Origin of the sequence: Neisseria sp. P0016.S008 (assembly GCF_051957775.1) — a bacterium.
In the GTDB taxonomy this organism is placed as follows: domain Bacteria; phylum Pseudomonadota; class Gammaproteobacteria; order Burkholderiales; family Neisseriaceae; genus Neisseria; species Neisseria flavescens_B.
Genome location: NZ_JBQCWB010000003.1, coordinates 355,725 through 382,158 on the forward strand (window position 1 = coordinate 355,725; position 26,434 = coordinate 382,158).

The window sequence follows — 26,434 nt, forward strand, 5'->3', positions numbered from 1 at the left end:
AGGCCGTCTGAAAATGTTTTCAGACGGCCTTTTATCTTCTTTCAAAGCGTTTAATTATTTTCCCACTCGACATGCTCACTCAAGAAGCCGCCACTTTGGTGTGCCCAAAGTTTGGCGTACAGACCTTGTTTCGCGAGCAACTCGGTGTGGCTGCCTTCTTCGATGATGCGGCCTTTGTCCAAGACGATGAGGCGGTCCATCGCGGCGATGGTGGAGAGGCGGTGGGCGATGGCAATTACGGTTTTGCCTTCCATCATTTTGTCGAGGCTTTCTTGGATGGCGGCTTCGACTTCGGAGTCGAGCGCGCTGGTGGCTTCGTCAAGCAATAGAATCGGCGCGTCTTTGAGCATAACGCGGGCAATGGCGATACGTTGGCGCTGGCCGCCGGAAAGTTTCACGCCGCGTTCACCGACGTGCGCATCATAGCCGCGTCGGCCTTTGGCATCGCTTAAGTTAGGAATAAAACCGGCTGCCTCGGCGCGTTCGGCGGCGGAAATCATCTCGGCTTCGGTTGCATCAGGACGGCCGTAGATAATGTTGTCACGGACGGAGCGGTGCAAGAGGGAGGTATCTTGCGTCACCAAGCCGATTTGGGCACGCAGGCTTTCTTGGGTAACGCTGTCCACGGTTTGTCCGTCGATCGAAATCGTGCCGCTTTGCGGTTCGTAAAAGCGCAGGAGCAGGTTGACGATGGTGGATTTGCCTGCACCGCTGCGGCCGATCAAGCCGACTTTTTCACCGGGTTTGATGTTCAGATTAAAGCCGTTGAGGAGCGGTTTGCCTGCTTCGTAGGAGAAATCGACGTGATCAAACTTGATTTCGCCTCGGGTGACTTTCAGCGGCAGGGCGTGCGGTTTGTCGAGGATGGTGTGGGGTTTGGACAGGGTCGCCATGCCGTCGTTGACGGTACCGATGTTTTCAAACAATCGGGCAGATTCCCACATGATGTATTGCGACAAACCGTTCACACGCAATGCCATAGCCGTGGCCGTAGCTACCGCACCTACGCCGACTTGACCGTGATACCAAAGCCAAATGCCCAAGGCGGTTGTGCCTACGGTCAGCGAGCTGTTGACGATAAAGCTACAAGTGTGCAGCAGCGTGGCCAAACGCATTTGGGCATGAACGGTCACCATAAACTCTTCCATCGACTGCTTGGCATAAGCGGCCTCGCGAGCGCCGTGAGAGAAGAGTTTGACGGTGGCGATATTGGAGTAGGCGTCGGTAATGCGGCCGGTCATCAACGAGCGCGCATCGGCCTGACGCGCGGCGGTTTTGCCGAGTTTGGGAATCAGGAAGCGCATAATCATGGCGAATCCAATCATCCAGCAGATAAACGGCAAAATAAGCCAAACATCAAATGAGGACAGAATCACGCCGGAAGTGATGAAGTACACCAGCACATACACAACCATATCGGCAACGGTCATCACGACATCGCGCAGCGCCAGCGCGGTCTGCATCACTTTGGCGGACACGCGTCCTGCAAATTCGTCCTGATAAAAGCCCAGGCTTTGACCCAGCATCAGGCGGTGGAAATTCCAGCGCAGGCGCATGGGGAACACGCCTTGCAGGGTTTGCAGGCGCACACAGGACGCGAAAAAGGTCCAAACGGCAAAAAATGCCACCATGGCCATCATGCCGATTAATGCATGGCCTTTTTCAACAAACAGCGTTTGCGGCGTATAAGCGCCGAGCCAGTCGACCACCTTGCCCATAAATTGGAACATCAAGGCTTCCATAATGCCGACGCCGACCGTAAACACGGCCAACACGGCAATCCATTTGCGCACGCCTTCAATGTTGCTCCAAATAAACCGCCACAACCCTTTTTCTGGCGTTTTCGGAGCAGCTTCTGGATAAGGGTCGATGCGGGACTCGAACCATGAGAATATTTTTTTAATCATTGTTTTTGCAAATTTGATAAGACGGTCAGGCCGTCTGAAAAGAGGTGTTCAAATACATTCAAGACTGTATTTTACGGGAAAAATCCAACTGATGACAGCGGATACCGTCAGTCCGATCAAACCAATCTATCGGCTTGACCCATCTAAACATCCCTTTTCCTTTACCCAAAACAAAGGCCGTCTGAAACTTTTCAGACGGCCTTTGCTGAATTTAGGTTGCCCTTAAAAATCACTCTTTACGTTGACGACCCAAATCGGCAGCGGCAGTAAACAAAACGTCGGTGGAAGAGTTTAACGCAGTTTCTGCAGAGTCTTGAATCACGCCGATGATGAAGCCGACGGCAACCACCTGCATGGCCACATCATTATCGATACCGAACAAGCTGCACGCTAAAGGAATCAGCAGCAACGAGCCACCGGCCACACCGGATGCACCGCACGCGCTGACGGTAGCCACCAAGCTCAGCAGCAGGGCAGTGGCGAAGTCAACCGTAATACCTTGCGTGTGCGCCGCAGCCATCGCCAAAACGGTAATGGTGATTGCCGCACCGGCCATATTGATGGTTGCACCCAATGGAATGGAGATGGAGTAAGTGTCTTCGTGCAAACCCAGTTTTTTCGCCAATGCCATGTTCACAGGGATATTGGCGGCGGAAGAACGGGTAAAGAAGGCATACACGCCGCTTTCGCGCAGGCAGGTAAACACCAGTGGGAAAGGGTTGCGGCGGATTTGCGTCCACACAATAATCGGGTTGACCACCAAAGCGATAAACAGCATACAGCCGAGCAATACGGCCAACAGCTGCATATAACCGGCAAGCGCTTCAAAACCGGTTTCCGCAATGGTAGAAGACACCAAGCCGAAAATACCCAGAGGTGCAAAACGGATAATCCACTTCACAACCGTCGAAACGGTATCGGCCAAGTCGGCCGCCACTTGGCGGGTCGTATCCGAACCGTGATGGCGCAAAGCCGCGCCCAATACCAAAGCCCAAGCCAAAATGCCGATATAGTTGGCATTGGCCAGCGCGTTAATCGGGTTGGCCACCAAATTCATCAGCAGGGTTTTCAATACTTCGACAATGCCGGAAGGCGGCGCAACGGATACATCGCCTGCCGCACGCAGAATCAACGTGGTCGGGAATGCCATACTGGCAATGACTGCCACCACAGCCGCGGCAAACGTACCGAAAATATACAAAATCAAAATCGGTTTGATGTAGGCCTGATTGCCTTTTTGGTGTTGCGCAATAGCGGCAGTCACCAACACAAATACCAAAATCGGCGCGATAGCCTTAAGCGCACCGACAAACAGGCTGCCCAGCAGTCCTGCGCTGATACCGACTTGCGGCGAAACTGCACCCACAATAATACCTAAAACCAAGCCGATGGCGATTTGCGCCACCAGGCTGACGCGATTGAGCGCGTTCAAAATCGGATTGCCACTTGCCATATCCGTTCCTTCACAATTTAAAGATATGTTAAAAAAGTCTTACATTCTAAAATAAAAAATCATTTGTCGGCGAGGTTTTCATGCACACCTCACAAAAACAGCATCAAAGTTTAGCATTTATGACACAGTTAGCACTTTATGCCAAAAATACAGCCAAACCCGCTCAAACCCTATTTTAAAGTATGCCCATACCGTTGCCTTATCCTTCTGTATCTTGATTTCAGACGGCCTGAAATCTGCGCCATAAGACCGAATACAAAGGCAACTTCATCAGTCAAAATACAAAAACATAAGTATTACAATCGTATAGAAACAAACCAAAATCTTCCCTTAAGTCGCATTTGGCAACATTATCGCGCTAAATTTCCGTTTATAACCATAGCCTGAAACCTTGCAGAAATAATGTTAAAATCCACAGACTGAAGAATTGTCGCTGTCGAACACACATCATGACCAAACTGACCTACCCTGTTTTATTCGCATCTTTGGCGCTCGCCTACGGACACGCGTTGGCAGTAGATACTTCCGTTCCCAAAGCGGAAGACTACGAGGCCGTCCCCGAATCCGAAATGCCCAAACAGCCCAAAGACGACCAAACAGGCAAACTCAAGCCCAAATTCCCCGTCAAAATCGACACCCAAGACAGCGAAGTCAAAAAAATGCTTGAAGAATACCTGCCGCTGATTACCCAGCAGCAGGACGAAGAGCTGGACAAAGAGCAGGTCGGCTTCCTCGCCGAAGAGGCGCCCGACAACGTCAAAACCATGCTCCGGACCAAAGGCTACTTCAACAGCAACGTCAGTATTCAAGACCATGGCGAGAGCTATACCGTCAACGTCACCCCTGGCCCGCGCACCAAAGTCGACAACGTCAGCGTGGCCATCCTCGGCGACGTATTAAATGACGACAACTTGGCCGAGTACTACCAAAATGCGATGGAAAACTGGCAACAGCCCGTTGGCGAAAACTTCGACCAAGATGGCTGGAGTGCGAGTAAAACCTCCGTCCTCAGCGCGGTCACACGCAAAAAATATCCGTTGGCGAAACTCACCACCACCCAAGCTACCATCAATCCCAATACCCAAAAAGCTGACTTGAACGTCATTATAGAGAGCAACCGCCCCATTTACTTTGGCGATTTCCAAATCACCGGCGCACGCCGCTACCCTGAGAGCGTGGTTTCCGGCATGGCGCGTTTCCACCCAGGTTCGCCTTACGACTTGGATAAAATACTCGACCTGCAACAGGCGCTCGAGCAGAACGGCCACTACTCCGGCGCGTCCGTACAGGCCGATTTCGATCAACTGCAAGGCGACCGCGTTCCCGTCAAAATCAACGTGACCGAAGTCAAACGCCACAAACTGGAAACCGGTATCCGCTACGACTCTGAATACGGAATCGGCGGCCGCATCGCCTACGACTATTACAACCTCTTTAACAAGGGTTATATCGGTTCCATCGTTTGGGACATGGACAAATACGAAACCACGCTGGCCGCCGGTATCAGCCAACCGCGCAACAACCGCGGCAACTACTGGACCAGCAACGTTTCCTACAACCGCTCGACCACGCAAAACCTTGAAAAACGCGCCCTGACCAGCGGTATTTGGTATGTCCGCGACCGCAATAATATCGATGCCCGCTTCGGCCTCGAATTCATTACCGAAGACCGCAAAGTCCCCGACACCAGCTACGATTTGGGCCGAAGCCATGCCACCATGCTGACCGCCTCATGGAAACGGCAAAGCATCGAAACCGAGCTGCACCCTCAAAACGGCTACTACCTCGACGGCAAAATCGGCACAACCTTGGGCAAATTCCTCTCCTCCACCCAAATGGCACGCGCCACGGCACGCGCAGGCTATTTCTTCACACCTGAAAACAAAAAAATCGGTACATTCATCGTACGCGGACAGGCAGGCTACGTTTATGCCCGCGAGGGCGAAGAAGTGCCGTCCAGCCTGATGTTCCGCACCGGCGGCGCAACTTCCGTACGCGGTTATGAACTCGACAGCATCGGTTTGGCCGGCCCCAATGGCTCCGTCTTGCCACAACGCGCCGTGGTGGTCGGCAGCCTCGAATATCAATTTCCGGTTACCAAAAGCTTCTCCGGCGCCATCTTCCACGATGTCGGCGATGCGGCAAGCAACTTCAAACACATGACCTTAAAACACGGTACCGGCTTGGGTGTGCGCTGGTTCAGCCCAGTTGCACCGTTCTCCTTCGATATTGCCTACGGCCATCACGACAAGAAAATCCGCTGGCACATCAGCTTGGGCACAAGGTTTTAACAAACATACTCACCATCCATTCTTTCAGACGGCCTCAGCCATTTCAGGCCGTCTGAACAACAGACAAACAGAAAAATATCATGACCGATACTGCAAACACTTCCACGCCGTCTGAACAACAGTCCGCCCCGCCAAAGCGCAAAAAACGCCTGTTGCGTGGCTTTGTCCTGTCCGCCTTGGGCGTATTGACCGTTTCCGCCGGCGCGATCGGCTGGCTGGTCGGTACGGAATCAGGTTTGCGTTTCGGTTTGTACAAAATCCCGTCATGGTTCGGCGTCAAAATCTCCTCGGACACGCTGAAGGGCACGCTGATTGAAGGTTTTGAAGGCGACAAATGGTTGATTGAAACAGAAGGTGCAGACATCAAAATCAGCAGCTTCCGCTTTGATTGGAAACCGTCCGAGCTGATCCGTCCGTCCTTGCACATCACCGAAGTCGTGGCCGGCGACATCGCCATCGTGACCAAACGCACGCCGCCCAAAGAAGAAGAGCCATCAAAAGGCCTGCCCGACAGCATAGACCTGCCCGTTACCGCCTATCTCGACCGTTTGGAAACCGGCAAAATCAGCGTGGGCAAGCGTTTTGACAAGCAGACCGTCTATCTCGACCATCTGCACGCGGCCTATCATTACGACAAAAAAGAACACCGCCTCCACATCAAAACTGTCGATACACCATGGAGCAGCTCGACAGGCGCGGTGGTGATCGGTTTGAACAAACCCTACATCCTCAATACCGCCATCTACACCAAAGGCCAGCTTGAGGGCGAAACCCTACATGGCACGGTGCGCCTGTGGGGCAGCCTGCAAGACGTATCCACCGACCTGCTGCTCGATAGCGACAACGTTCATTTGTCGGCCAAATCCACTATTCATCCATTCGCCGACAGCCTCAATGAAACCGTCGGCGAAGTCCTGATTAAAGGTTCCAACATCAATCCGCAGGCCTTCCTGCCCAGCCTGCCCAAAGCGCGCCTGAATTTCGACGCCACCACCATTCCGTCGTTTACCGACGGCGTTGCGTTGGAAGGCTCGATTGACTTGGAAAACGACCAAGCCGGTTTTGCCGATGAAAATCATATTCCTGTCAAACGCATCCTCGGCGAATTCATCGTCGACGACAAAGGCACGGTCATGATTGAAGACATCGGCGTCGATCTGCTCAAAGACGGCAGCATCGATGTGTCCGGCTCTATCGATACCGCCCAAGACCAACTCAAACTCGCACTGGGCATCAACAATACCGGCGCAGACGACTTTGTCCGTCAAAACATCGCAGGCCGTCTGAACGGCAGTATCAACGTCAAAGGCGAAACCTCCTCTCCTGTCGTCAACTGGAATCTCGACAGCGGATTCGCGCGCGCAGACGGCATGCTGTTTTTCCAAACCGACAAACAGCTCGGCCAGCGCACGCTCAAGCTCGACAAAGTCCGCCTGGTTCCGCAAAACGGCGGCGAGCTTAACGCCAAAGGCTCGCTCGAACTCTTCAAAGACCGCAAACTGCAGCTGGACATCGTCAGCAAAGCCTTCAACCCTGCACGCATCGATCCGCAGCTTCCGCAAGGCAGCGTCAACGGCAACATCAACTTGACCGGCATACTGGCGCAAGAAAAATTCGCCGGCAAAATGCAGTTTGCACCGAGTACGCTCAACGGCGTTCCGCTCAGCGGCAAAGCCGACGTCGCCTATGAAAACAAACACCTCGCACGCGCCCTGACCGACCTGACCCTCGGCAGCAACATCGTCAAAACCAACGGCAGCTTCGGCAAAAAAGGCGACCGCCTCAACCTCAATATTACCGCCCCCGATTTGTCGCGTTTCGGCTTCGGCTTGGGCGGCCTGCTCAACGCGCGCGGCTACATCTCCGGCAGTTTTTCAGACGGCCTCAAAACCCTTGAAGCCGATTTGAACGGCGAAGCGCGCAACTTCAAAGTCGCCGATGCCGTCAACATCCGCACCCTCGACTTCAAGCTTAAGGGTTCGCCCGACACCAACCGTCCGTTGAGTGCCGATATTAAAGGCGAACACATCGCCGTCTCCGGCGGCGCGGCCATGATCGACAACGTCAACCTGCTCGTCAGCGGCACAGGTTCGCACCACCGCATCCGCGGCAACAGCAGCATGGCGGTGGACAACAAACGCTACAAGCTCGACCTCGATGCCACCGGCGGCCTCAACAAAGACCAAACCCAATGGAAAGGCACGGTTGATACGCTCGACATCAACGGCGCATTCAACCTCAAACTGCAAAACCGCCTCAACCTCGAAGCCGGCAGCGAACGCGTTTCCCTCAGCAGCGCGCGCTGGGCGGCCATGGGCGGCAGCCTCAACCTGCAAAATTTCGTTTGGGACAAGAAAGCCGGCATTACCAGTAAAGGCAGCGCACAAAATCTGCACATTGCCGAATTGCACAACTTCTACACTCCACCTATCGAACACAACCTCGTCTTGGGCGGCGACTGGGATTTGGCGTACAGTCAAAACGCACGCGGCTTCCTCAACATCAACCGTCAAAGCGGCGACATCATCCTGCCGAGCAAAGACCCGAAAAACAAACAGCCTTTGGGACTTTCCGCTCTCGCCCTGCGCACCCGTTTCCAAAACGGCCGCATCGACAGCACGCTGGAAGGCAACACCCGTTTCGGCAAAGTTGACGGCACCCTCGGCATCGCGCAACAGTTTGGCAACAACATCAACAACGCCCCCGTCAGCGGCAAAGTCAATATCAGCGTTCCCGATTTGGGCTCGCTCAAATCCTTTATGCCGGCGACAGCCCAAGGCATTGCAGGCCGTCTGAACGCGACCGCCATCATCGGCGGCCGACTCGGTTCGCCCACCGTCAACAGCAACCTCGACCTCCAAACCAATTACGGCCGTGCCGACGGTACCGTCAACATCGGTCAGAGCACCAGCTTCGATACCGCCCCTCTGAGCGGCAAGCTTAACCTGAACGTCGCCAACCTCGAAGTCTTCCGCAACTTCCTGCCCGTCGGCCAAACCCTCAAAGGCCGTCTGAACGCCGCCGTCAACTTGGCAGGCCGTCTGAACGATCCACAACTGAGCGGCCTGATTAACGGCGACAACCTCTATTACCGCCATCAAACCCAAGGCCTGATTCTCGACAACGGCGTATTGCGTTCACGCCTGCAGGGTCAAAAATGGGTCATCGACAGCCTCAAATTCCACCGTGGCGGCACGATTGAGCTCAAAGGCGCGGTCAACCTTGCCAACGCCAACCCCGATGTCGACGTGGACATCGTCTTCGACAAATACCGCACCCTCTCGCGCCCAAACCGCCAACTGCAGCTCTCCGGCGCGGCCAAAGTCCTCTACAATCCGGAAAAAGGCGTATCGCTCAACGGCACGCTCAACACCGACTACGGCAGGTTTGGTTCGCAAAAATCCTCCATGCCGACCCTCGACGACGACGTGGTCGTACTGGGCGAAACCCCAAAAGAAGCAACGGCCACCACGCCCATCAACATGAACCTTACCCTGAACATCAACGACAATGTCCGTTTTGTCGGCTACGGCGCAGACGTTACCATCGGCGGCAAACTGGCCATCACGTCCCGTCCGGGCGAAGCCGTCCAAGGCGTTGGTACCGTGCGCGTTGTCAAAGGCCGCTACAAAGCCTACGGCCAAGACCTCGACATCACCAAAGGATCGGTTTCCTTTGTCGGCCCGCTGACCAATCCAAACCTCAACATCCGTGCCGAACGCCGCCTCTCCCCGGTCGGCGCAGGTGTCGAAGTCCTCGGCAGCCTCAGCAATCCGCGCGTGACCTTGGTTGCCAAAGAAGCCATGAGTGAAAAAGACAAACTCTCCTGGCTCATCCTCAACCGTGCCAGCAGCGGCAGCGACGGCGACAACGCCACGCTCTCAGCGGCCGCCAGCGCGTTGCTTGCCGGCCAAGTCAACGACCGCATCGGCCTTGTCGATGATTTGGGCTTCACCAGCAAACGCAGCCGCAACGCCCAAACCGGCGAGCTCAACCCTGCCGAACAAGTCCTGACCGTCGGCAAACAGCTCACCAACAACCTCTACGTAGGTTACGAATACGGCATCTCCAGCGCCGAACAATCCGTCAAACTCGTGTACCAACTGACCCGCGCCATCCAAGCCGTTGCCCGCATCGGCACGCGCTCCTCAGGCGGCGAGTTGAAATACACCATCCGCTTTGACAACTGGTTCGGCAAAGACGAACCAGAGCCAGAAGAGCAACAATAAGAGCCGTGAAAAAAGCCGTCTGAAATTTATCTTTCAGACGGCCTTTATCTTGTTCTACCGTATTAGAATCTTAAGCCATGCCTCAAAAGGCAAAAACCAACGGCGCAAGTTTGAAAACAAATGCTGCTAAAAAAGTGAACTGCAAACCATGGCTTATTCAAGGTTAGCGATACATAAAGCAGATACAAAAAGGCCGTCTGAAACTGACAGGGGTAGGTTTCAGACGGCCTTTTTTTGAATCATCGAAATATCTTGTGCATGGCGTTGCTGATTAATTCGAGCTGTTTCTTATATTCGCGGCAACGGGGGCAGAGCGACAGGTGCACAGCAAGGGCAATACGGTTAAAAAGACTGAGACGCACTTGGTCTTGCTGTTTGGAAATCAGATCGGTTATTTTACGGCATTTCTTCATGGCGTTTTCCTGTCAGGCATGGGAGAACCATTTGATTTGCAGGCACTGGCGCAAAGTTTCACGAGCGCGGTGCATGATGGTGTGGTAGTTGGCATGGCTGATGCCGCATTGTTCGCGGATTTCATCGCTTGAAAAGCCGAGAATCTCTTTCATGGTAAACACGCGGGCGGTGTTTTCCGGCAGATGGTAGAGGCAGGCCTGCAGAACTTGGTAGAACTCTTTATTGTTCAAACTGGCTTCGGGCGAGTCCCAACCCTGAGGCTGTCCTTCGTTCGTCCAATGCCCGTCGGCGGCAAAATGTCCTTCAAAGGCTTCATCCAAAGCTTCTTCGTCGCGCGTGACGAAAACTTGGCGTTGCCGCCCGATTTGGCGCAGGCAATCGGTAATTTTGTTTTTTAAAATGGCAAACAGCCAGCTGCTCACTTGTGCGCCGCCTTTGAAACCCTCGGCCGCACGGTAGGCGGAAAGCATGGTTTCCTGTACGAGGTCTTCCGCCAAATCGGGGCGGTCGGGCAGCTGGATATGGGCAAAGCGCAGCAGCAGTTTGCGGGATTTGGCAAGCTCGGCATCGGTCAGTTCGGGTAGGGCCATAATGTATCAGTATGAAATGAATGATCAATATGCTTCTGATTTTACGCTGATACGGAAAGAGCATGCGATTGAATCTATAAACGATTTCAGTAGTTTTTTTGTTTCGCCAAAACCGACTGTACCCGTTTCAGACGGCCTTGATTTATGCCGCAACCAAAATGCCCTGTTCCCGCCAATCCGTCCATTGCTGCCTTAATGCGTCCTGCCAAGCATTTTCAGACGGCATGAACTCTGCCAGCATGGTTTGCAGGCCGTTTAGGGAAGTGGGCGTCTCTGCCAGTGTTTCCAGCAATAATGCACCGAATCCATCAAGCGTTTGGTACATTACGTCGCCTTCCTTATCGCGCCACACCAAAACAGCAGTTTCCGCCTCCTGCAATTCGTCGGTCACGTCATACTGATAACGGCGCACAAAGGCGGCGGGAGAAAGGGTGTAAGCCAAATCGTCTGAATCGGCATGGTCTACTTGGCTGTCGGTTTGAGCGGTTTCGGCGAGCAGCTGGGTGTGTTCAAAGTCCATCAATGCCAAGAGGTCGTCTGAAAGCGGCAGGCTTTGGCAATATCGGAAGAACTCGCCGGGGATTTCTTGAAAATAGGGCGTTTGGGCGCGCGCGTCGCGGACGAAACCTTCTTTCAGACGGCCCCATTCTTCGCTGTCAAAGTATTGCAGCGTTTCGGTATAACAGCGGTCGATAAAGCTGTGAATATTATTGCGTATCAATCGGATATAGACGTTCAGGCGCTCTTGCGGCAATCCGTCTGCGGCTTTGCCTTCGCGTATGGCTTGGGCGAAACGGTGTTGGTATTGGGCGGAGGTTTCAGGCTGCACGACGGTATTCCTTTCCGGCACGCGTTTGATAGTCGGCGATTTTGGCAACTTCGGCTTCGAGTTCGGCAAAAGGCGGAAAATTGAAATCGCGTTCCAACAGGGTGGGCGGAATCGTCGGCAGCTTGGCATAGGCGAGTTCGAGCAAATCCCAAACGGTCGGCAAAACCGCCGCGCCGTGGGTATCAATCAACAATTCCGGCGTTTCGACATCGTGTCCGGCGATGTGGATATAACACACGCGCTCTGCGTCAACGTTTTCCAAAAAGGCCTCAGGCGACAACAGGCCGTGATTGACGGCGTTGACGTAAATATTGTTCACGTCCAAATGAATGCCGCAGTCGGCTTCACGGGCAACAGCGTTAAGGAACTCAACCTCGTTCATCTCGGCAAGCGGGGAATGCAGGTAGTAGGAGGTGTTTTCTACGGCAATACGGCAGCCCAACCGATCCTGCACTTCGCCGATACGGCGCGCGGTATGTTGCACCATCTCTTCAGTGAAAGGCAGCGGCAACAAATCGTAAAGATGACCGCCGTCGTGGCAGTAGCTCAAATGGTCGGAGAAAAACGTACAGTCGTAACGGCGCATCATTTCTTTGATGCCGTCTATCAAGGCAGTATCCAACGGGGCTTGTCCGCCCAGCGACATGGATAATCCGTGCAACGCCAGCGGCAGCCGTTCCGCCACGCGGTCAAACTGTTTGCGCGCCCTGCCGCCCATTTTCAGCCAATTTTCGGGGGCGGCTTCGATAAAGCGTATCGGGCTGTCGTCTGAAAGCGAGAGGAAGTCTTCCGCCAAATCGCGGCGGTAGCCCAAGCCTGCGTGTTGAATCATGGTAATGTCCTGTTATGGTGCCGTATGAACGACAAAGTCGCATTTTCGTTTATAAAATGCGACTTTGTTAAAGGTATATTGCAGGATTATTTAGAACCGCATTTACCTTCGCCGCATTTGCCTTCTACTACTTTGGCAGCTTTGGCTTTAGATGCTTTACCTTTTTTAGCGTGGGCTTTTTTCATGGCTGCACCGCATTTGCCCTCGCCTGCTTTAGATGCTGCTTGTGCGCCGCAAGTACCTTCGGCAGCTTTAACAGTTTTCTCAACGGCCACGTCGCTGGCGGCTTTATCAGCGGCAACAACACCGGCAGCCAGAGACAGGGACAGTGCACCGGCCAGAGCAGCAGCTACATTTTTTTTCATTTTAACTTCCTTTTAAAAATATGGGTTTAAACAAATTAAGGGATAATATCGGGCATTTAAAGTCGGCCCGCGACCGTGAATCATTAAAGAAAATGCTTGATGTGGCAACAGCGTTTCTTCAGCAGGGCATCCAAAGACAGACCGCCTGCGCCCTGCAATAGGACAGGAAATAAAACCACCAAATAAATCAGTGCCATTTTATAACCATTGTCGCACACATTGTACCCTAAGCCGGCATGTACCGCAGACCATGCGACAGCCGTCACGACCATCAATCCCAGCGCGGACAGCCGCGTTGCCAAGCAGACGATGAGCAGCGCAGGCAAAACCAGTTCCGCCCACATGGCCAAATTCCAGTTGACCGTATCCGACAACAAATTGAACGGAAAGGAAAATTGACTGTTTATTTCTGCAAACCAGTTTTCCCCGTTCCATTTTTCCAGGCCAGATTCAAGAAATTCATACGCGGCAAAAAGCCTGAGCGTCAACAAACCGAAGGCAGCCTGCCAAGAGGGGTTGGATGAGGTGTTCATTTATTTTCCTAATCGATGTGTGTTGAATGGGATGGGACGAAAAATCAATCGGCACCATCCCATATTTCATGGCTGTTTAGACGTGACGGCCTCAAAAAACTGACACATTCAATACAAATATTTTCTTATTTATTGTTTTATAAAGATTAAAAATTCAAAAAGGCCGTCTGAAACACCATACTTGATTGGGTTTCAGACGGCCTTTAACGATAAAACACGGTCAATCAATCCGCTTGTTTACACAATTCGACAATTTCTGCGCCGTATTTGTCGGTTTTCTCCTCATTCATGCCGTGGATTTCCGCCAACTCCGCCAAATCTTGCGGCCGTCGGGCGGCAATCGCGCGCAGGGTAACTTTGCTGCATACCTGATAGGCTTCGAGGCCTTCATGGCGGGCAGTATCAATGTTCCACTGAAGCAGACGGCGCATCAAACGGCGTTTGCGTTTATCCTCTTCGCTCAGGTCGTCTGAAAACGGCCGGCAGATATTTAAAATGCCCTCGCCGTATTGCTCGATGCGTTTTTCGCCGAGTTTATACACGCCTAAAAGGTCGATGGGTTCGGCAGGCGTATTGGTCAGCAAATCGTCCATGCTTTCGTTGGAGAACACCGTTCCCAGCGTCACTTGATCGGCACTTGCCTGCTGCTCGCGCCAAGTTTCCAAAGCCTGTTTTAAGGCCTGTTCGCGCTCGCCCAAGCTGTGGATAACTTGTGCACTGTCTATGGAAACCGTACCGACTTCGGCCGTTTCGCAAACGTCGAGTATCTCCAAACCGAATTTATTGATTTTCGCCTCGCCCAAGCCGTAGATTTGATGTAAATCTTCCAAACTTCGGGGCATTTTTTCGACAATATCGCGCAGGGTTTTGTCGCCGCAGACCACATAGGCCGGCACTTCCTCTGCCCGGGCGCGTTGTTGCCGCCATTGGCGCAACGCCTGCCACAAACGCTCTTCGCGTTCTGTACGCAACCAATCGTCTTTCGGCTTTTGAGTGGCCGTTTTTTCGCGGCGCAGGGGGCGCAACATGACTTCGGTTTCGCCCTTGAGGACTTTTTTGGCCGCTTCGGTCAGCTGTAAGGCTTGATGCTGCTCGACGTTGACGGTGAGATAGCCCAGGCTGATGCACTGGCGGATGACGCTGCGCCACTCCTTGTCGGTCTGTTCGCTGCCGATGCCGAATGTGGATAACTTGTCATGTCCGTTGCGCTGTATCCAATCGTCGCTTTTGCCGCGCAAAAGGTTGGTGATGTAACCGGCGGCAAAACGTTGTCCGGCGCGGTACACGCAACTGAGTAATTTTTGTACCAACACTGTGCCGTCAAACCGTACTGGAGGATGCAGGCAGTTGTCGCAATGGCCACAAGGTTCAGATTCTTCGCCGAAATGTTTGAGCAGCAGTACGCGGCGGCAGGCGGCGGTTTCGCAGACGGAAAGCATGGCATCGAGTTTTTGCATTTCGATTTGCTTTTGCACTTCATCGCTGTTGCCTTCGGCAATACGTTCGCGCAGCAACACCCAATCGTTCAAACCGTAACACAGCCAGCTCACGGCAGGCAGCCCGTCCCGGCCGGCACGCCCCGATTCTTGATAGAAATGTTCGACACTCTGGGGCATATCAAGATGGGCGACAAAGCGCACGTCGGGTTTGTCTATGCCCATACCGAACGCCACGGTCGCCACCACAATAATATTGTCTTCATGCGTAAAGCGGCGTTGGTTTTCCTCGCGCACGTCCATGCTCAAACCGGCATGATACGGAATCGCCTCCAAGCCGTTTTCACACAAAAACTGAGCCACATCCTCGACTTTTTTGCGGCTTAAACAATACACAATGCCACTTTGCCCATGCATCTGCTTGCGGATGAAATCCAGCAGTTGTTTTTTACCATTATTTTTTTCGATAACCTGATAATAAATATTCGGACGGTCAAAGCTGGAAATAAATTCGGGCGCATTGTCCAAATGCAGATAATACTTGATGTCGGCGCGCGTGGCCGCATCGGCGGTAGCGGTCAGGGCGATGCGCGGGACGTTCGGATAGCGTTCGGCAAGTATGCCGAGCTGTTGATATTCAGGGCGGAAATCGTGTCCCCATTGGCTGACGCAATGCGCCTCATCAATGGCAAACAGGCTGACGGTTTGTTGGTCGAGAAAACGTAAAAAGCGGTCGGTAACCAAGCGTTCCGGCGCGACATAAAGCAGTTTCAGACGGCCTTGGGCAAGCTTGTCGGCAATATCGCGCGCCTCATCTGCCGATGTGCTGCTGTTGACTGCCGCCGCTTCAATTCCGGCCACATGCAGGCTGGCCACTTGGTCGTTCATCAGCGCAATCAGCGGCGATACGACAACCGCCACACCTTCGCGCATCAGCGCCGGAATCTGGTAACACAAAGACTTGCCCCCGCCCGTCGGCATTAGCACCATCAAACTCTCGCCGCCGGCCAAAGCATTGACGATAGCCTCCTGCTTGCCACGAAATTCGGGATAACCGAATACTTCGTGCAAAATCTGTTTGGCGGTCGGCTGAGGCATAATGGTTCCGTAGAATAGGGGAAAGCGTTATTTTAACGGTTTTACACCCGCGTATGTGCGGAACATTTTTCCGCCGCTTTTTCAGACGGCCTGAAATTCAAACCTATCAAATTTATTTAATTTTAAATAAAGATTTGTTTTATTTTAAATGAATGCATGAAGGCCGTCTGAAACCTGATATTAGGATTTCAGACGGCCTTTCAAGAATAAAATCTTTAGGCTTTTTTGACGAACTCAGATTTCAAGTTCATCGCGCTGCCATCGATTTTACAACCGATATTGTGGTCGCCCTCTTGCAGGCGGATGCCTTTGACTTTGGTGCCTTGCTTGATGACCATAGAGCTGCCTTTAACTTTCAGATCTTTAATCAAGACAACCGTATCGCCATCTTGCAAGACCGCGCCGTTGGCATCTTTGACTTCCAAGGCATCATCGCTTGCAGTCGCGGCATCGGCTTCGTTCCACTCATGGGCGCACTCAGGGCAAACGTATTGAGCGCCGTCTTCATAAGTATATTCGGAGTGGCATTTCGGGCAGGGAGGTAGGGACATGAGGTTTCCTTATAAATATGATAAAAGAAGCGTAAAACGCAAATAATACAATGTCTAAATTATTGATTCGCCTTGCTGCCGCCTGCGCCGTAAACGGCATTCCAAGCCGCATCCAACATCTGACCGGCTTGTTGCAGCTTGGCATTTTGCTGCTCTTTCTGAGCCAAGGCTGTCTGAATCTCGCCTTTCAAACGGTCAATATCGGATTGCGCAGCCTGCAAACGGCGCTGCGCGCTTTCCAAATCGCTTTGCAGGGAAATGATTTTGCTGTCGTTGCTGTTTTGCTCATGTAAAGCGGCGCGGTAAACCGATTGGACGGACAGCAAACGGTCTTCCGCCTCACCGGCATACGCCGCGGCGGCGGATAACATCATCAGGGCAAGTAAGGTTTTTTTCATAGGTTTTCCTTTAAAGTTGTTTGATTTGTACAGTAAAGCGCAGAGCCGATTTTTCAGCCGCCAAGTTTACATAATATGCTTGTTGGTCTTTATTCTTGATGGTTTATTTTATCCAATCCGGACATTCAGGCTGCCGATAAAAGTTAATTCAATCAACTGTTGTGGCAGGCAGGTGGCTATTATTTTCTCATATTCTCCGCCTTATTCCATTATTTTCTGGTTTTATTAGAAAAGGCCGTCTGAAAACTTGGCATCCCCAGTTTTCAGACGGCCTTTTATCATTCATGCCTTACGAACGGATCCGTTTCAACACTTCTTCTTTGCCGATTAAAGCCAATACGGCATCGACGCTTGGAGTTTTTGCCGTACCGCAGACGGCGAGGCGCAGGGGCATGCCGAGTTTGCCCATTTTGATGCCTTCTTCGTCGCAGAAAGGTTTGAAGAGGTCGTGGATGGCTTCGGCGGTCCAGTCTTCCAAACCTTCGAGGCGTTCGGCAAAGCGCAGCATACGGGCGGCGGCTTCGTCGTCCCAGTGTTTCTGCACGTCTGCTTCGGCCGGCGTTTGTTTAACGTAGAAGTAGAGGCACTCGTCGGCGAGGGTGTTCAGGTCTTGGGCGCGGTCTTTGACCAGTGCCAACACATCTTCCAAAGCAGGCTTGCTTGTTTCATGGATATCGCGCAGGGCGAGGCGCGGTTTCACCATTTCGGCTAGTTTTTCGTTGGCGGTGATTTTGATGTGTTCGCCGTTGATCCAGTAGAGTTTTTTCAAGTCCATACGGCTTGGAGACGGGGAAACATCTTTCAAATCAAACCATTCGATGAATTGTTCCATCGTGAAAAATTCATCGTCGCCGTGCGCCCAGCCCAAGCGTGCCAGATAGTTGAGCATGGCTTCGGGCAGGATGCCCATTGCGCCAAAATCGGTAATGGCAACGGTATCACCGCTGCGTTTGGAGATTTTTTTGCCTTGTTCGTTAAGAATCATCGGCAGGTGGCCGTATTCGGGTAGGGTAGCGCCGATGGCTTTTAAGATGTTGATTTGTTTCGGGGTGTTGTTCACATGGTCGTCGCCGCGGATAACGTGAGTAACGCCCATGTCGTAATCGTCCACGACAACGCAGAAGTTGTAAGTCGGTGTGCCGTCGGCGCGGGCGATAATCAGGTCATCAAGCGCTTCGTTGGGAATAGAGATTTCGCCTTTGACCAAGTCCGTCCATTTGGTGACGCCGTCCAAAGGTGTTTTGAAACGGACAACGGGTTGCACGTCGGCAGGGATTTTGGGCAGAGTTTTGCCTTCTTCCGGACGCCAGCGGCGGTCGTAAGTCGCCGTGCCTTCTTTTTCGGCTTTCTCGCGCATGGCTTCCAGCTCTTCTTTGCTGCAATAGCAGTAGTAGGCGGCGCCTTTTTCTAAAAGTTCGGCGATGACTTCTTTGTAGCGGTCGAAACGGCGGGTTTGGTAAACGACGTTGTCGGCGTTGTCGTAGTTCAGGCCGACCCATTTCATGCCGTCGAGGATAATGTTGACGGATTCGGCAGTAGAGCGCGCCAAGTCGGTGTCTTCGATACGCAATAAGAATTCGCCTTTATGATGGCGGGCAAACGCCCATGAGAACAGGGCGGTGCGTACGCCGCCGATGTGCAGGTAGCCGGTTGGGCTGGGGGCGAAACGGGTTTTGACGGTCATGATGGCTCCAAAATCTTTTAAAACAGTTATTTTACTTTTTCGGCGAGGTTTAAACAATGTAAGGCCGTCTGAAAATAATGTCGGCGCAGAAGGACCATCTGGGAACTTTTCTCCTGAAAACAAATCAAATATAATGATAATTATTTCTTTTAAAGGATCCGCTCATGAACAAACGCGCTTTATTTGCCGCCCTCGCCCTCCTGCCCCTTTTTGCCCAAGCCGAAATCAAAACTATCAAAGACGTATTGGGACGCGAAGTCAAAGTCGATGTCCCTGTCAAACGCGCGGTTTTGGCGTTTTACTATCCCGACTATATCGCGGTAACGGGCGCGGACAAATTTAAAAACGTCATCGGCATTTCGCGTGAGTTTTGGGAGAAATTCAATCCCGGTAGCTGGGCGATGTTCAAACAGAAGCTGCCTACGCTGCAAAACATTGCGGACATCGGCAACATCAACACCGGCACGTTTTCACTGGAGAAAACGCTCGCGCTCAAGCCGGACGTATTGATTCTGGCCGACTGGCAGTATAAGGCCATCGCCACCCATCTGCCGCGCATTAAAGCGGCAGGCATACCCGTCGTCGTGGTCGATTTCAACGCCGAAACCGTCGCGCGGCACACGCGCAGTGCGGAAATTTTCGGCGAACTCAACGGTACGCAGGCGCGCGCCCAAAAAATTGCCGCCGAATACGCCCGAGGCATTGCCGACATCCGAAAACGCGTCGCACGCGCCAAGCAGTCCAAACCGAAAATCTATATCGAGTTCGGCGACAAAGGCCCGTCCGAATACAGCTACACCTTCGGCAAAGATATGTGGGGCGCGATTGCCGACACAGCAGGCGGCAACAATATCGCCGCGCCTTACGTTAAAAACTGGGGACCGATAAACCCTGAAAAATTCCTGACGGCCAAACCCGACGTCATCGTCATTTCGGGGACGGAAAACGGCCATAAAGACAAGCCTGACATTATGGCGATGGGCATAGGCATCAGCCAGGCCGATGCGCAACGCCGCCTGGCCGGATTTGTCAAACGCAAAGGCTGGGCAGACATTCCTGCCGTCAAAAACAAACGCGTTTACGGCATCTACCACACCGCCTCCCGCTCGCTCGCCGATTTGGCCAGCGCGCAATTTATCGCCAAAACCCTGTATCCGCAGCAGTTTGCCGACATAGACCCAAACAAGACCTATCTGGACTTCTACCGCAAATACCTGCCCGTCGTGCCGGACGGTACGTTTTACATCCAATTGAAATAGCGGCTGCAAAAATCATAGGCTCAGGCCGTCTGAAGATTCAGACGGCCTGAACATGCTATGCCGATAAAGATTTAATGAGTATAATTACTGTTCTTTCAACAAAATTACTGGGTACGTATGAACGGACAAAACCAAATCGACCAGCCTCAGGCTCCGGTCGTCAGCATCAAAGAATGGTTGCTAACAAACTTGATTTTGATGATTCCGCTAGTCAATATAGTTATGATGCTTGTATGGGCATTCGGCTCAAACACCAATCCGAATAAAGCCAATTATTTCAAGGCTACCTTGATTCTGTTTGCCATCTTAATGGCAATTTATCTGGTGCTGGCTGTAGTCATTTTTGGCAGTATAGCTGCAAATCAATATCAATAAGTAAGCATACATTTAGACCGTCTGAAACCTAAAAGGATTCAGACGGCCTTTTACATGGATTACCGAAGGCTCAACTGCTTATCCAATTCCAAACCGCATCGCTCCATTTGCCGATACGGTAGAGAAACAATGAATAGCTCTCCTGCATCAGGAACTTGGCTTTCTTGCTGCGCTCATCAAAGCGCGTGGTCGGGGTGGCGGAGAACTGCGCGTCTGACAAGCCCAAATCGGCGGCCATTTCTTCGGCGCGCGCCAAATGATAAGGGTCGCTGACAACGATAATACTGCCGACTCCGTTGGCGTGCATGATGGGGACGATATTGCGCAGGTTTTCGTAAGTATTGCGCGACGTGTTTTCAAACAGGATATTGTGCGCCGGTATGCCCTGCTTGAGCGCGTATCGGCGCCCCACTTCGGCTTCGGTCATAAATCCTTTTTTGGGCGTACCGCCGGTGAAAATGATTTTGCCGACCCGATGGCTTTGGTAGAGCGTAATGGCGTGGTTGATGCGCTCACGGAATACCGGCGACGGGCGTTTGTCCCATGCCGCCGCACCCAACACCACCGCCGCATCGGCATGAGCGTCCTTCGGCAAGGTTTGCAAACCTGTCCGATAAATCTGCCATGTACCGGTCAAAAAAATACCGCACACCAGCAAAACGCTCAAAGCAAGGCCGCGAAACAGGTAATATCGCAGGCCATTGCGGCTTTTAAGCAGGGAAATCATCGTTCAGACGGCCTTATCCAACCCCGTCAGCCGAGTAGGGCGGCAATGTTTTCCAACGGACGGCCGATGGCTGCGCGCGTAGGCGTGACCAAAACGGGACGCTCGAGCAGGGCAGGGTGTTCGGCGATTGCCTGAAGCAGGGCGGCATTGTCCAAATCAGGATTGTCCAAACCCAATTCTTTGTACAAATCGTCTTTCGTGCGCATCATGCCGCGCACCGATTCGATGCCGAGTTTGGCAAACATATCCTGCAAAGTCGCCAAATCGGGCGCGGTATCCAGATATTTGACCACGTCGGCGGCAACGCCTTTTTCTTCGAGCAAAGCCAGCGCGGCACGCGATTTGCTGCAACGTGGGTTGTGATAAAGTGTGAATTCAGACGGCATGAAAGTCTCCGTATTATTGCAAAATCATTCAATGATGGCGGTTATTATCGTCTGCAACTGATTTTTACTCAAACTTTTTACTTGATATCTTGATATGAATCGGTAGGCATACTCACCAAACCGTTTTACAATAAACCCAATTTCGATTGGCAACCTCAAGGATACAACCATGAAAGCCTTAACCGCCCTTCTCTTGTCCGCTGCCGTTTTTACTGCTACGCCGGCCTTTGCCGCCGACGAAACAGCAGGTTGGCAGGACAACAAACCGCAAAGCCTGGAGTCACTCAAAGCCCCCGTACGCGTGGTCAACCTTTGGGCAACCTGGTGCGGCCCCTGCCGTAAAGAAATGCCCGCCATGTCCGCATGGTACAAAGCACAGAAAAAAGGCAGCGTCGATATGGTCGGCATCGCGCTGGATACGACCGACAACATCGGCAAGTTCCTGAAACAAACGCCGGTCAGCTACCCGATTTGGCGTTATACCGGCGCCAACAGCCGCAACTTCATGAAAGCCCACGGCAACAATGTCGGCGTATTGCCCTTCACAGTCGTTGAAGCGCCGAAATGCGGCTACAAACAAACCATCACCGGCGAAGTCAACGAAAAAAGCCTGACCGCCGCCGTGAATTTGGCCAAAACCAAATGTAAATAAATCAGCGGATAGGGTGCTTAACCTACGCTGATACCGAGGCCGTCTGAAACTTAATCATTCAGACGGCCTTTATTTCAAACCATATTGCTTTGTGTTGCAAACCGGCAGTGTATCCGCCGGCAGAACCGGGGTTTCACTATCAAAAAGCAGCCGAAATATTTATAATCTGTGAATATCCCCATTTTTTCAGACGGCATGTTACCCTATCGATGACGCCGGCCGTCTGAATCCCTATTTTCAGGAAAACCCATGATCCGTTTCGAACAAGTTTCCAAAACCTATCCCGGCGGTTTCGAAGCCCTGAAAAATGTCAGTTTCCAGATTAACAAAGGTGAGATGATTTTTATCGCCGGCCATTCGGGTTCGGGCAAATCCACCATTTTGAAGCTGATTTCAGGCATTACCAAGCCTACCAAAGGCAAGGTTTGGTTTAACAATCAAGACCTCGGCACCTTGAGCGACAATCAGATCGGCTTTATGCGCCAACATATCGGCATTGTCTTCCAAGACCACAAAATCCTCTACGACCGTAATGTCTTGCAAAACGTTATCCTGCCTTTGCGAATTAGCGGCTACCAGCCGCGCAAAGCGGAAGAGCGCGCGCGTATTGCGATTGAGAAAGTCGGCTTGAAAGGTCGCGAAAACGATATGCCCATCACTTTGTCCGGCGGCGAACAACAGCGTTTGTGCATCGCGCGCGCAGTGGTTCACCAACCCAGCCTGCTGATTGCCGACGAGCCGTCCGCCAGCCTCGACCGCGCCTATGCGCTGGATATTATGGAATTGTTCAAAACCTTCCATGAAGCAGGCACGACCGTGATCGTTGCGGCGCACGATGAAACGCTGATGGCGGATTACGGCCACCGCGTCTTGCGCCTGCAGAAAGGACGCCTCGCATGAGCATGATTCATTACATCTCGTTACACGTCGAATCGGCGCGCGCCGCGCTCAAAGAGCTTCTGCGCCAACCCATCGGCACGCTGCTGACCCTGCTCATGCTTGCCGTTGCCATGACCTTGCCGCTGTTTATGTATTTGGGTATCCAAAGCGGTCAAAGCGTGTTGGGCAAACTCAACGAGTCGCCACAGATTACGGTTTATATGGACACCGATGCGGCAGATTCTGATGCCGATACGGTAAAAAACCTACTCCAACGCGACAGCCGTATCGATAAAGTCCGCTTTATCAGCAAGCAGGAAGGTTTGGAAGAATTACAGACCAATCTCGATCAAAACCTCGTTTCCATGCTCGATGGCAACCCGTTGCCCGATGTCTTTATCGTTACGCCCGACCCTGCCACTTCTCCGGATCAGATGCAGGCCATCTATAAAGACATTACCAAACTGCCGCGCGTCGAATCGGCAACCATGGATACAGAATGGGTACAAACCCTTTATCGTATTAACGAATTTATCCGCAAGATTTTGTGGTTCCTCTCGCTGACTTTGGGCATGGCCTTTGTCTTGGTGGCACACAACACCATCCGCCTGCAAATCCTCAGCCGCAAGGAAGAGTTGGAAATCACCAAGCTGTTGGGTGCGCCCGCTTCCTTTATCCGCCGCCCTTTCCTTTATCAGGCAATGTGGCAGAGTATTTTCTCCGCCGCCGTCAGCTTGGGCTTGTCGGCTTGGCTGCTGGCCGAAGTACGGCCGCTGGTGGACGCGATTTTCAAACCCTACGGTCTGAACATCGGCTGGCGTTTCTTCACATTTAGCGAAGTGTCGCTGGTATTCGGCTTCGTCATCGCGCTGGGCATATTTGGCGCATGGCTGGCCACCACGCAACACCTCTTAGGCTTCAAAGCCAAAAAATAAGCCTTGGCAAACAGGCCGTCTGAACCATTCAGACGGCCTGAAATCTTATCCTTTCGCAACTTAAACAAACCTTGTGAAAATTTAATACTGCCAAATCTAACAGCAAGGGCATAATCCCTTATAATTGATGGTTTATTATCCATCTCATTTCATTTGTGCGGCATAAACCGTGCAGACAAATAACGAAAGACATCCTGTGGACAAACTCAAAATCTCTGCCAACGGCCCCCTCAACGGCGAAATCATCGTATCCGGCGCAAAAAACGCCGCCCTGCCGCTGATGTGTGCCGGCCTGCTGACTTCCGGCACTTTACGCTTGAAAAACGTACCCATGCTCGCCGACGTCAAAACCACCCAAAAACTGCTGCAAGGCATGGGCGCACGCGTTTTGACCGACAACATCTCCGAATTTGAAATCAACGGCGGCACCGTCAACAACACCTGCGCACCTTACGAGCTGGTAAAAACCATGCGCGCATCCATCTTGGTTTTGGGCCCGACCCTTGCCCGCTTCGGCGAAGCCCAAGTCAGCCTGCCCGGCGGCTGCGCCATCGGTTCGCGCCCGGTTGACCAACACCTCAAAGGCCTCGAAACCATGGGTGCGGAAATCACCATCGAACACGGTTACGTCAAAGCCAAAGGCCGTCTGAAAGGCACGCGCGTCACCATGGATGTCGTAACCGTAGGCGGTACTGAAAACCTGCTGATGGCGGCCACGCTCGCAGAAGGCACTACCATCCTCGAAAACTGCGCCATAGAGCCCGAAGTCGTCGATTTGGCCGAATGCCTCGTTAAAATGGGCGCGAAAATCAGCGGCATCGGTACAGCAACCATGACCATCGAAGGCGTAAAAGAGCTGCACGGCTGCGAACACAGCGTCGTTCCCGACCGTATTGAAGCCGGTACCTTCCTCTGCGCCGTCGCCATGACCGGCGGCAAAGTCGTCCTGCGCAATGCCGCCCCAAAAACCATGGAAGTTGTGTTAAACAAACTGACCGAAGCCGGCGCCATCATCGAAGCCGGCGACAACTGGATTTCCATCGACATGCAACAACGCCCCAAAGCCGTGGACATCCGCACCGTCGTCCACCCAGGCTTCCCAACCGACATGCAGGCGCAGTTTATGGCCATGAACGCCATTGCCGAAGGCAGCAGCCGCGTAGTGGAAACCATTTTTGAAAACCGCTTCATGCACGTTCCCGAACTCAACCGCATGGGCGCAGACATCACCACCGAAGGCAACACCGCCTACATCAAAGGCGTGGAAAAACTCTCCGGCGCCGTCGTGATGGCAACCGACCTGCGCGCCTCCGCCAGCCTCGTCATGGCCGGTTTGGTCGCAGATGGCGAAACCATCGTCGAACGCATCTACCACCTCGACCGCGGCTATGAATACATCGAGAAAAAACTCGGCGGCGTAGGCGCAAAAATCGAACGCGTACGCGGTTAAGAACCTTGTGTAAAAAAGGTCGTCTGAAAGCTTTTTCAGATGACCTTTACTGCTAAAGATTGCTTATTGATTTCTAAAACCGATTTAATCATCTAAAGTTAAGAGGCATATAAAAATGACCCTACGCAACAAATTCATCATTACGGCAATTTTATTGCTGCTTTCCTTGGTTGCCGGCAGCTACCTTTCCGGCTTTATCTTACTGCAATGGCTGGGACTGGATAAAATCCCGCTGGTACTGACGACATGGTTCAAATATTTCAATACGCTGCATCTTCCTCAGGTTGCAGCGTATTCTTTACAAATTAAGACATCAGGTATAGCCGGCTTCGGTCTGCCGCTGCTGGCCTACCTGTTCAGCCTCGTTCCCATATGGAGGACAGCTTCCCCCAGCCTGCACGGCGAGGCAAGGTTTTCAGGAATGTCGGACCTGGTAAAGGCAGGCTTTTTCAAGCAATCCGATACATCGTTAGTCGTCGGCAAATACAACGGCAAGCTGTTGCATTACAGCGGCCAGCAGTTTGCATTGCTGGCGGCACCGACCCGCTCGGGTAAAGGTGTCGGTATCGTGATACCGAACCTGTTGAGTTACAAAAGCTCGGTCGTAGTTTTGGATATCAAACAGGAAAACTTCAACCTGACCAGCGGCTACCGCAAAAAGGTATTGGGTCAGGAAGTCTATCTGTTCAACCCTTTTGCCGAGGATGGTAGGACGCACCGTTGGAACCCGTTTACCTATGTTTCTTCCGATCCCGACCAGCGGGTATCGGATTTGATGTCGATAGCGGCAATGCTGTATCCGGACGGGGACAGCCGGGACAAGTTCTGGGTGGCGCAGGCAAGAAATGCGTTTTTGGCGTTTTCGCTTTATTGTTTTGATTCATCGGTATACAAAAATACAAAATATGCGAAGCGTTTGAACTGGCAGGCAACCGTTAAAGAGCCTCCCTGCACCTTAGGAAAAATCTACCGCCTTTCATCAGGCAACGGTACCGAACTCAAAGAATACTTTACCTCCCTATCTCAAAAACCCTTCCTCAGCCCAGCCGCCAAGACCGCCTTTTCCGGTTTAATCTCCCAAGAGAAGGAAACCTTCGGCTCCATCATGGGTACGTTTAAAGAACCGCTCAACCCGTGGATCAACCCCGTCATTGACGCCGC

At 52.5% G+C, this 26,434-nt stretch carries 22 protein-coding genes; 9 read left to right on the plus strand and 13 right to left on the minus strand.

Annotation, left to right across the window (positions count from 1 at the left end):
* Positions 1-50 precede the first annotated feature (50 nt).
* The gene (locus tag ACTHS8_RS05890; protein WP_440373221.1) at positions 51-1,907 is read right to left on the minus strand and encodes an ABC transporter ATP-binding protein; all 1,857 of its coding nucleotides are present in this window, start codon (positions 1,905-1,907) and stop codon (positions 51-53) included.
* A 229-nt stretch (positions 1,908-2,136) separates the two neighbouring features.
* Positions 2,137-3,360: a serine/threonine transporter SstT gene (sstT, locus tag ACTHS8_RS05895; protein WP_440373222.1), complete on the minus strand. Its 1,224-nt coding sequence runs from the start codon at positions 3,358-3,360 to the stop codon at positions 2,137-2,139.
* 449 nt (positions 3,361-3,809) lie between these two features.
* Here sstT and ACTHS8_RS05900 point away from each other — a divergent pair, with 449 nt between their 5' ends.
* Both ACTHS8_RS05900 and ACTHS8_RS05905 read left to right on the plus strand, forming a co-directional pair.
* Positions 3,810-5,651 (plus strand): autotransporter assembly complex protein TamA, encoded by a 1,842-nt coding sequence (locus tag ACTHS8_RS05900; RefSeq protein WP_440373223.1) that lies wholly within the window; start codon positions 3,810-3,812, stop codon positions 5,649-5,651.
* A gap of 80 nt (positions 5,652-5,731) precedes the next feature.
* Complete coding sequence (locus tag ACTHS8_RS05905; protein WP_440373224.1) at positions 5,732-9,880, plus strand: translocation/assembly module TamB domain-containing protein; 4,149 nt, start codon at positions 5,732-5,734, stop codon at positions 9,878-9,880.
* A gap of 425 nt (positions 9,881-10,305) precedes the next feature.
* On the opposite strand, the gene ACTHS8_RS05910 is transcribed toward ACTHS8_RS05905, so the two are convergent.
* From ACTHS8_RS05910 to gltX, 9 genes are all read right to left on the minus strand, one after another.
* On the minus strand, positions 10,306-10,884 hold the full coding sequence (locus tag ACTHS8_RS05910) for a sigma-70 family RNA polymerase sigma factor (RefSeq protein WP_063076516.1): 579 nt from the start codon (positions 10,882-10,884) through the stop codon (positions 10,306-10,308).
* A gap of 142 nt (positions 10,885-11,026) precedes the next feature.
* Positions 11,027-11,713: an HvfC family RiPP maturation protein gene (locus ACTHS8_RS05915; RefSeq protein ID WP_440373225.1), complete on the minus strand. Its 687-nt coding sequence runs from the start codon at positions 11,711-11,713 to the stop codon at positions 11,027-11,029.
* Positions 11,703-12,545 (minus strand): HvfB family MNIO-type RiPP peptide maturase, encoded by an 843-nt coding sequence (locus ACTHS8_RS05920; RefSeq protein WP_063076514.1) that lies wholly within the window; start codon positions 12,543-12,545, stop codon positions 11,703-11,705. Before ACTHS8_RS05920 ends, ACTHS8_RS05915 begins: the two co-directional genes overlap by 11 nt.
* Positions 12,546-12,631: 86 nt before the next feature.
* The gene (locus tag ACTHS8_RS05925; protein ID WP_311458465.1) at positions 12,632-12,910 is read right to left on the minus strand and encodes a hypothetical protein; all 279 of its coding nucleotides are present in this window, start codon (positions 12,908-12,910) and stop codon (positions 12,632-12,634) included.
* 83 nt (positions 12,911-12,993) lie between these two features.
* A complete protein-coding gene (locus ACTHS8_RS05930) occupies positions 12,994-13,443 on the minus strand; it encodes an HvfX family Cu-binding RiPP maturation protein (protein WP_440373226.1) in 450 nt (149 codons plus the stop codon).
* Positions 13,444-13,667: 224 nt separating this feature from the next.
* A complete protein-coding gene (gene recQ / locus ACTHS8_RS05935) occupies positions 13,668-15,977 on the minus strand; it encodes a DNA helicase RecQ (RefSeq protein ID WP_440373227.1) in 2,310 nt (769 codons plus the stop codon).
* 215 nt (positions 15,978-16,192) lie between these two features.
* Positions 16,193-16,528, minus strand: a complete 336-nt coding sequence (locus ACTHS8_RS05940; RefSeq protein WP_254323498.1) for a zinc ribbon domain-containing protein YjdM — start codon at positions 16,526-16,528, stop codon at positions 16,193-16,195.
* 59 nt (positions 16,529-16,587) lie between these two features.
* Positions 16,588-16,926, minus strand: coding sequence for a hypothetical protein (locus ACTHS8_RS05945; RefSeq protein ID WP_063076510.1), 339 nt, complete (start codon positions 16,924-16,926; stop codon positions 16,588-16,590).
* Positions 16,927-17,215: 289 nt separating this feature from the next.
* A complete protein-coding gene (gene gltX, locus ACTHS8_RS05950) occupies positions 17,216-18,610 on the minus strand; it encodes a glutamate--tRNA ligase (protein ID WP_440373228.1) in 1,395 nt (464 codons plus the stop codon).
* Positions 18,611-18,774: 164 nt separating this feature from the next.
* Here gltX and ACTHS8_RS05955 point away from each other — a divergent pair, with 164 nt between their 5' ends.
* Positions 18,775-19,869 (plus strand): ABC transporter substrate-binding protein, encoded by a 1,095-nt coding sequence (locus ACTHS8_RS05955; RefSeq protein ID WP_440373229.1) that lies wholly within the window; start codon positions 18,775-18,777, stop codon positions 19,867-19,869.
* A gap of 117 nt (positions 19,870-19,986) precedes the next feature.
* On the plus strand, positions 19,987-20,244 hold the full coding sequence (locus ACTHS8_RS05960; RefSeq protein WP_188208955.1) for a hypothetical protein: 258 nt from the start codon (positions 19,987-19,989) through the stop codon (positions 20,242-20,244).
* A 70-nt stretch (positions 20,245-20,314) separates the two neighbouring features.
* Here the strand turns inward: ACTHS8_RS05960 and ACTHS8_RS05965 are convergent, their stop codons facing one another.
* Positions 20,315-20,971, minus strand: a complete 657-nt coding sequence (locus tag ACTHS8_RS05965) for a YdcF family protein (RefSeq protein WP_254323495.1) — start codon at positions 20,969-20,971, stop codon at positions 20,315-20,317.
* A gap of 26 nt (positions 20,972-20,997) precedes the next feature.
* Positions 20,998-21,357 (minus strand): arsenate reductase (glutaredoxin), encoded by a 360-nt coding sequence (gene arsC / locus ACTHS8_RS05970; protein WP_004519164.1) that lies wholly within the window; start codon positions 21,355-21,357, stop codon positions 20,998-21,000.
* A gap of 169 nt (positions 21,358-21,526) precedes the next feature.
* Between arsC and ACTHS8_RS05975 the strand changes: the two genes are divergently transcribed.
* The 5 genes from ACTHS8_RS05975 to ACTHS8_RS05995 all read left to right on the plus strand — a co-directional run.
* Positions 21,527-22,009, plus strand: coding sequence for a TlpA disulfide reductase family protein (locus ACTHS8_RS05975; RefSeq protein ID WP_440373230.1), 483 nt, complete (start codon positions 21,527-21,529; stop codon positions 22,007-22,009).
* Between the two features lie 249 nt (positions 22,010-22,258).
* Positions 22,259-22,909 carry a cell division ATP-binding protein FtsE gene (ftsE, locus tag ACTHS8_RS05980; RefSeq protein ID WP_003681151.1) on the plus strand — a complete coding sequence of 217 codons (651 nt, stop codon included), beginning with the start codon at positions 22,259-22,261 and terminating at the stop codon, positions 22,907-22,909.
* Positions 22,906-23,823, plus strand: coding sequence for a permease-like cell division protein FtsX (ftsX, locus tag ACTHS8_RS05985; RefSeq protein WP_440373231.1), 918 nt, complete (start codon positions 22,906-22,908; stop codon positions 23,821-23,823). The genes ftsE and ftsX overlap by 4 nt, the downstream gene beginning before the upstream one ends.
* A 196-nt stretch (positions 23,824-24,019) precedes the next feature.
* The gene (murA, locus tag ACTHS8_RS05990; protein ID WP_070504121.1) at positions 24,020-25,273 is read left to right on the plus strand and encodes a UDP-N-acetylglucosamine 1-carboxyvinyltransferase; all 1,254 of its coding nucleotides are present in this window, start codon (positions 24,020-24,022) and stop codon (positions 25,271-25,273) included.
* 115 nt (positions 25,274-25,388) lie between these two features.
* A partial coding sequence (locus ACTHS8_RS05995; RefSeq protein WP_440373232.1) for a type IV secretory system conjugative DNA transfer family protein occupies positions 25,389-26,434 on the plus strand: 1,046 nt, incomplete at its 3' end.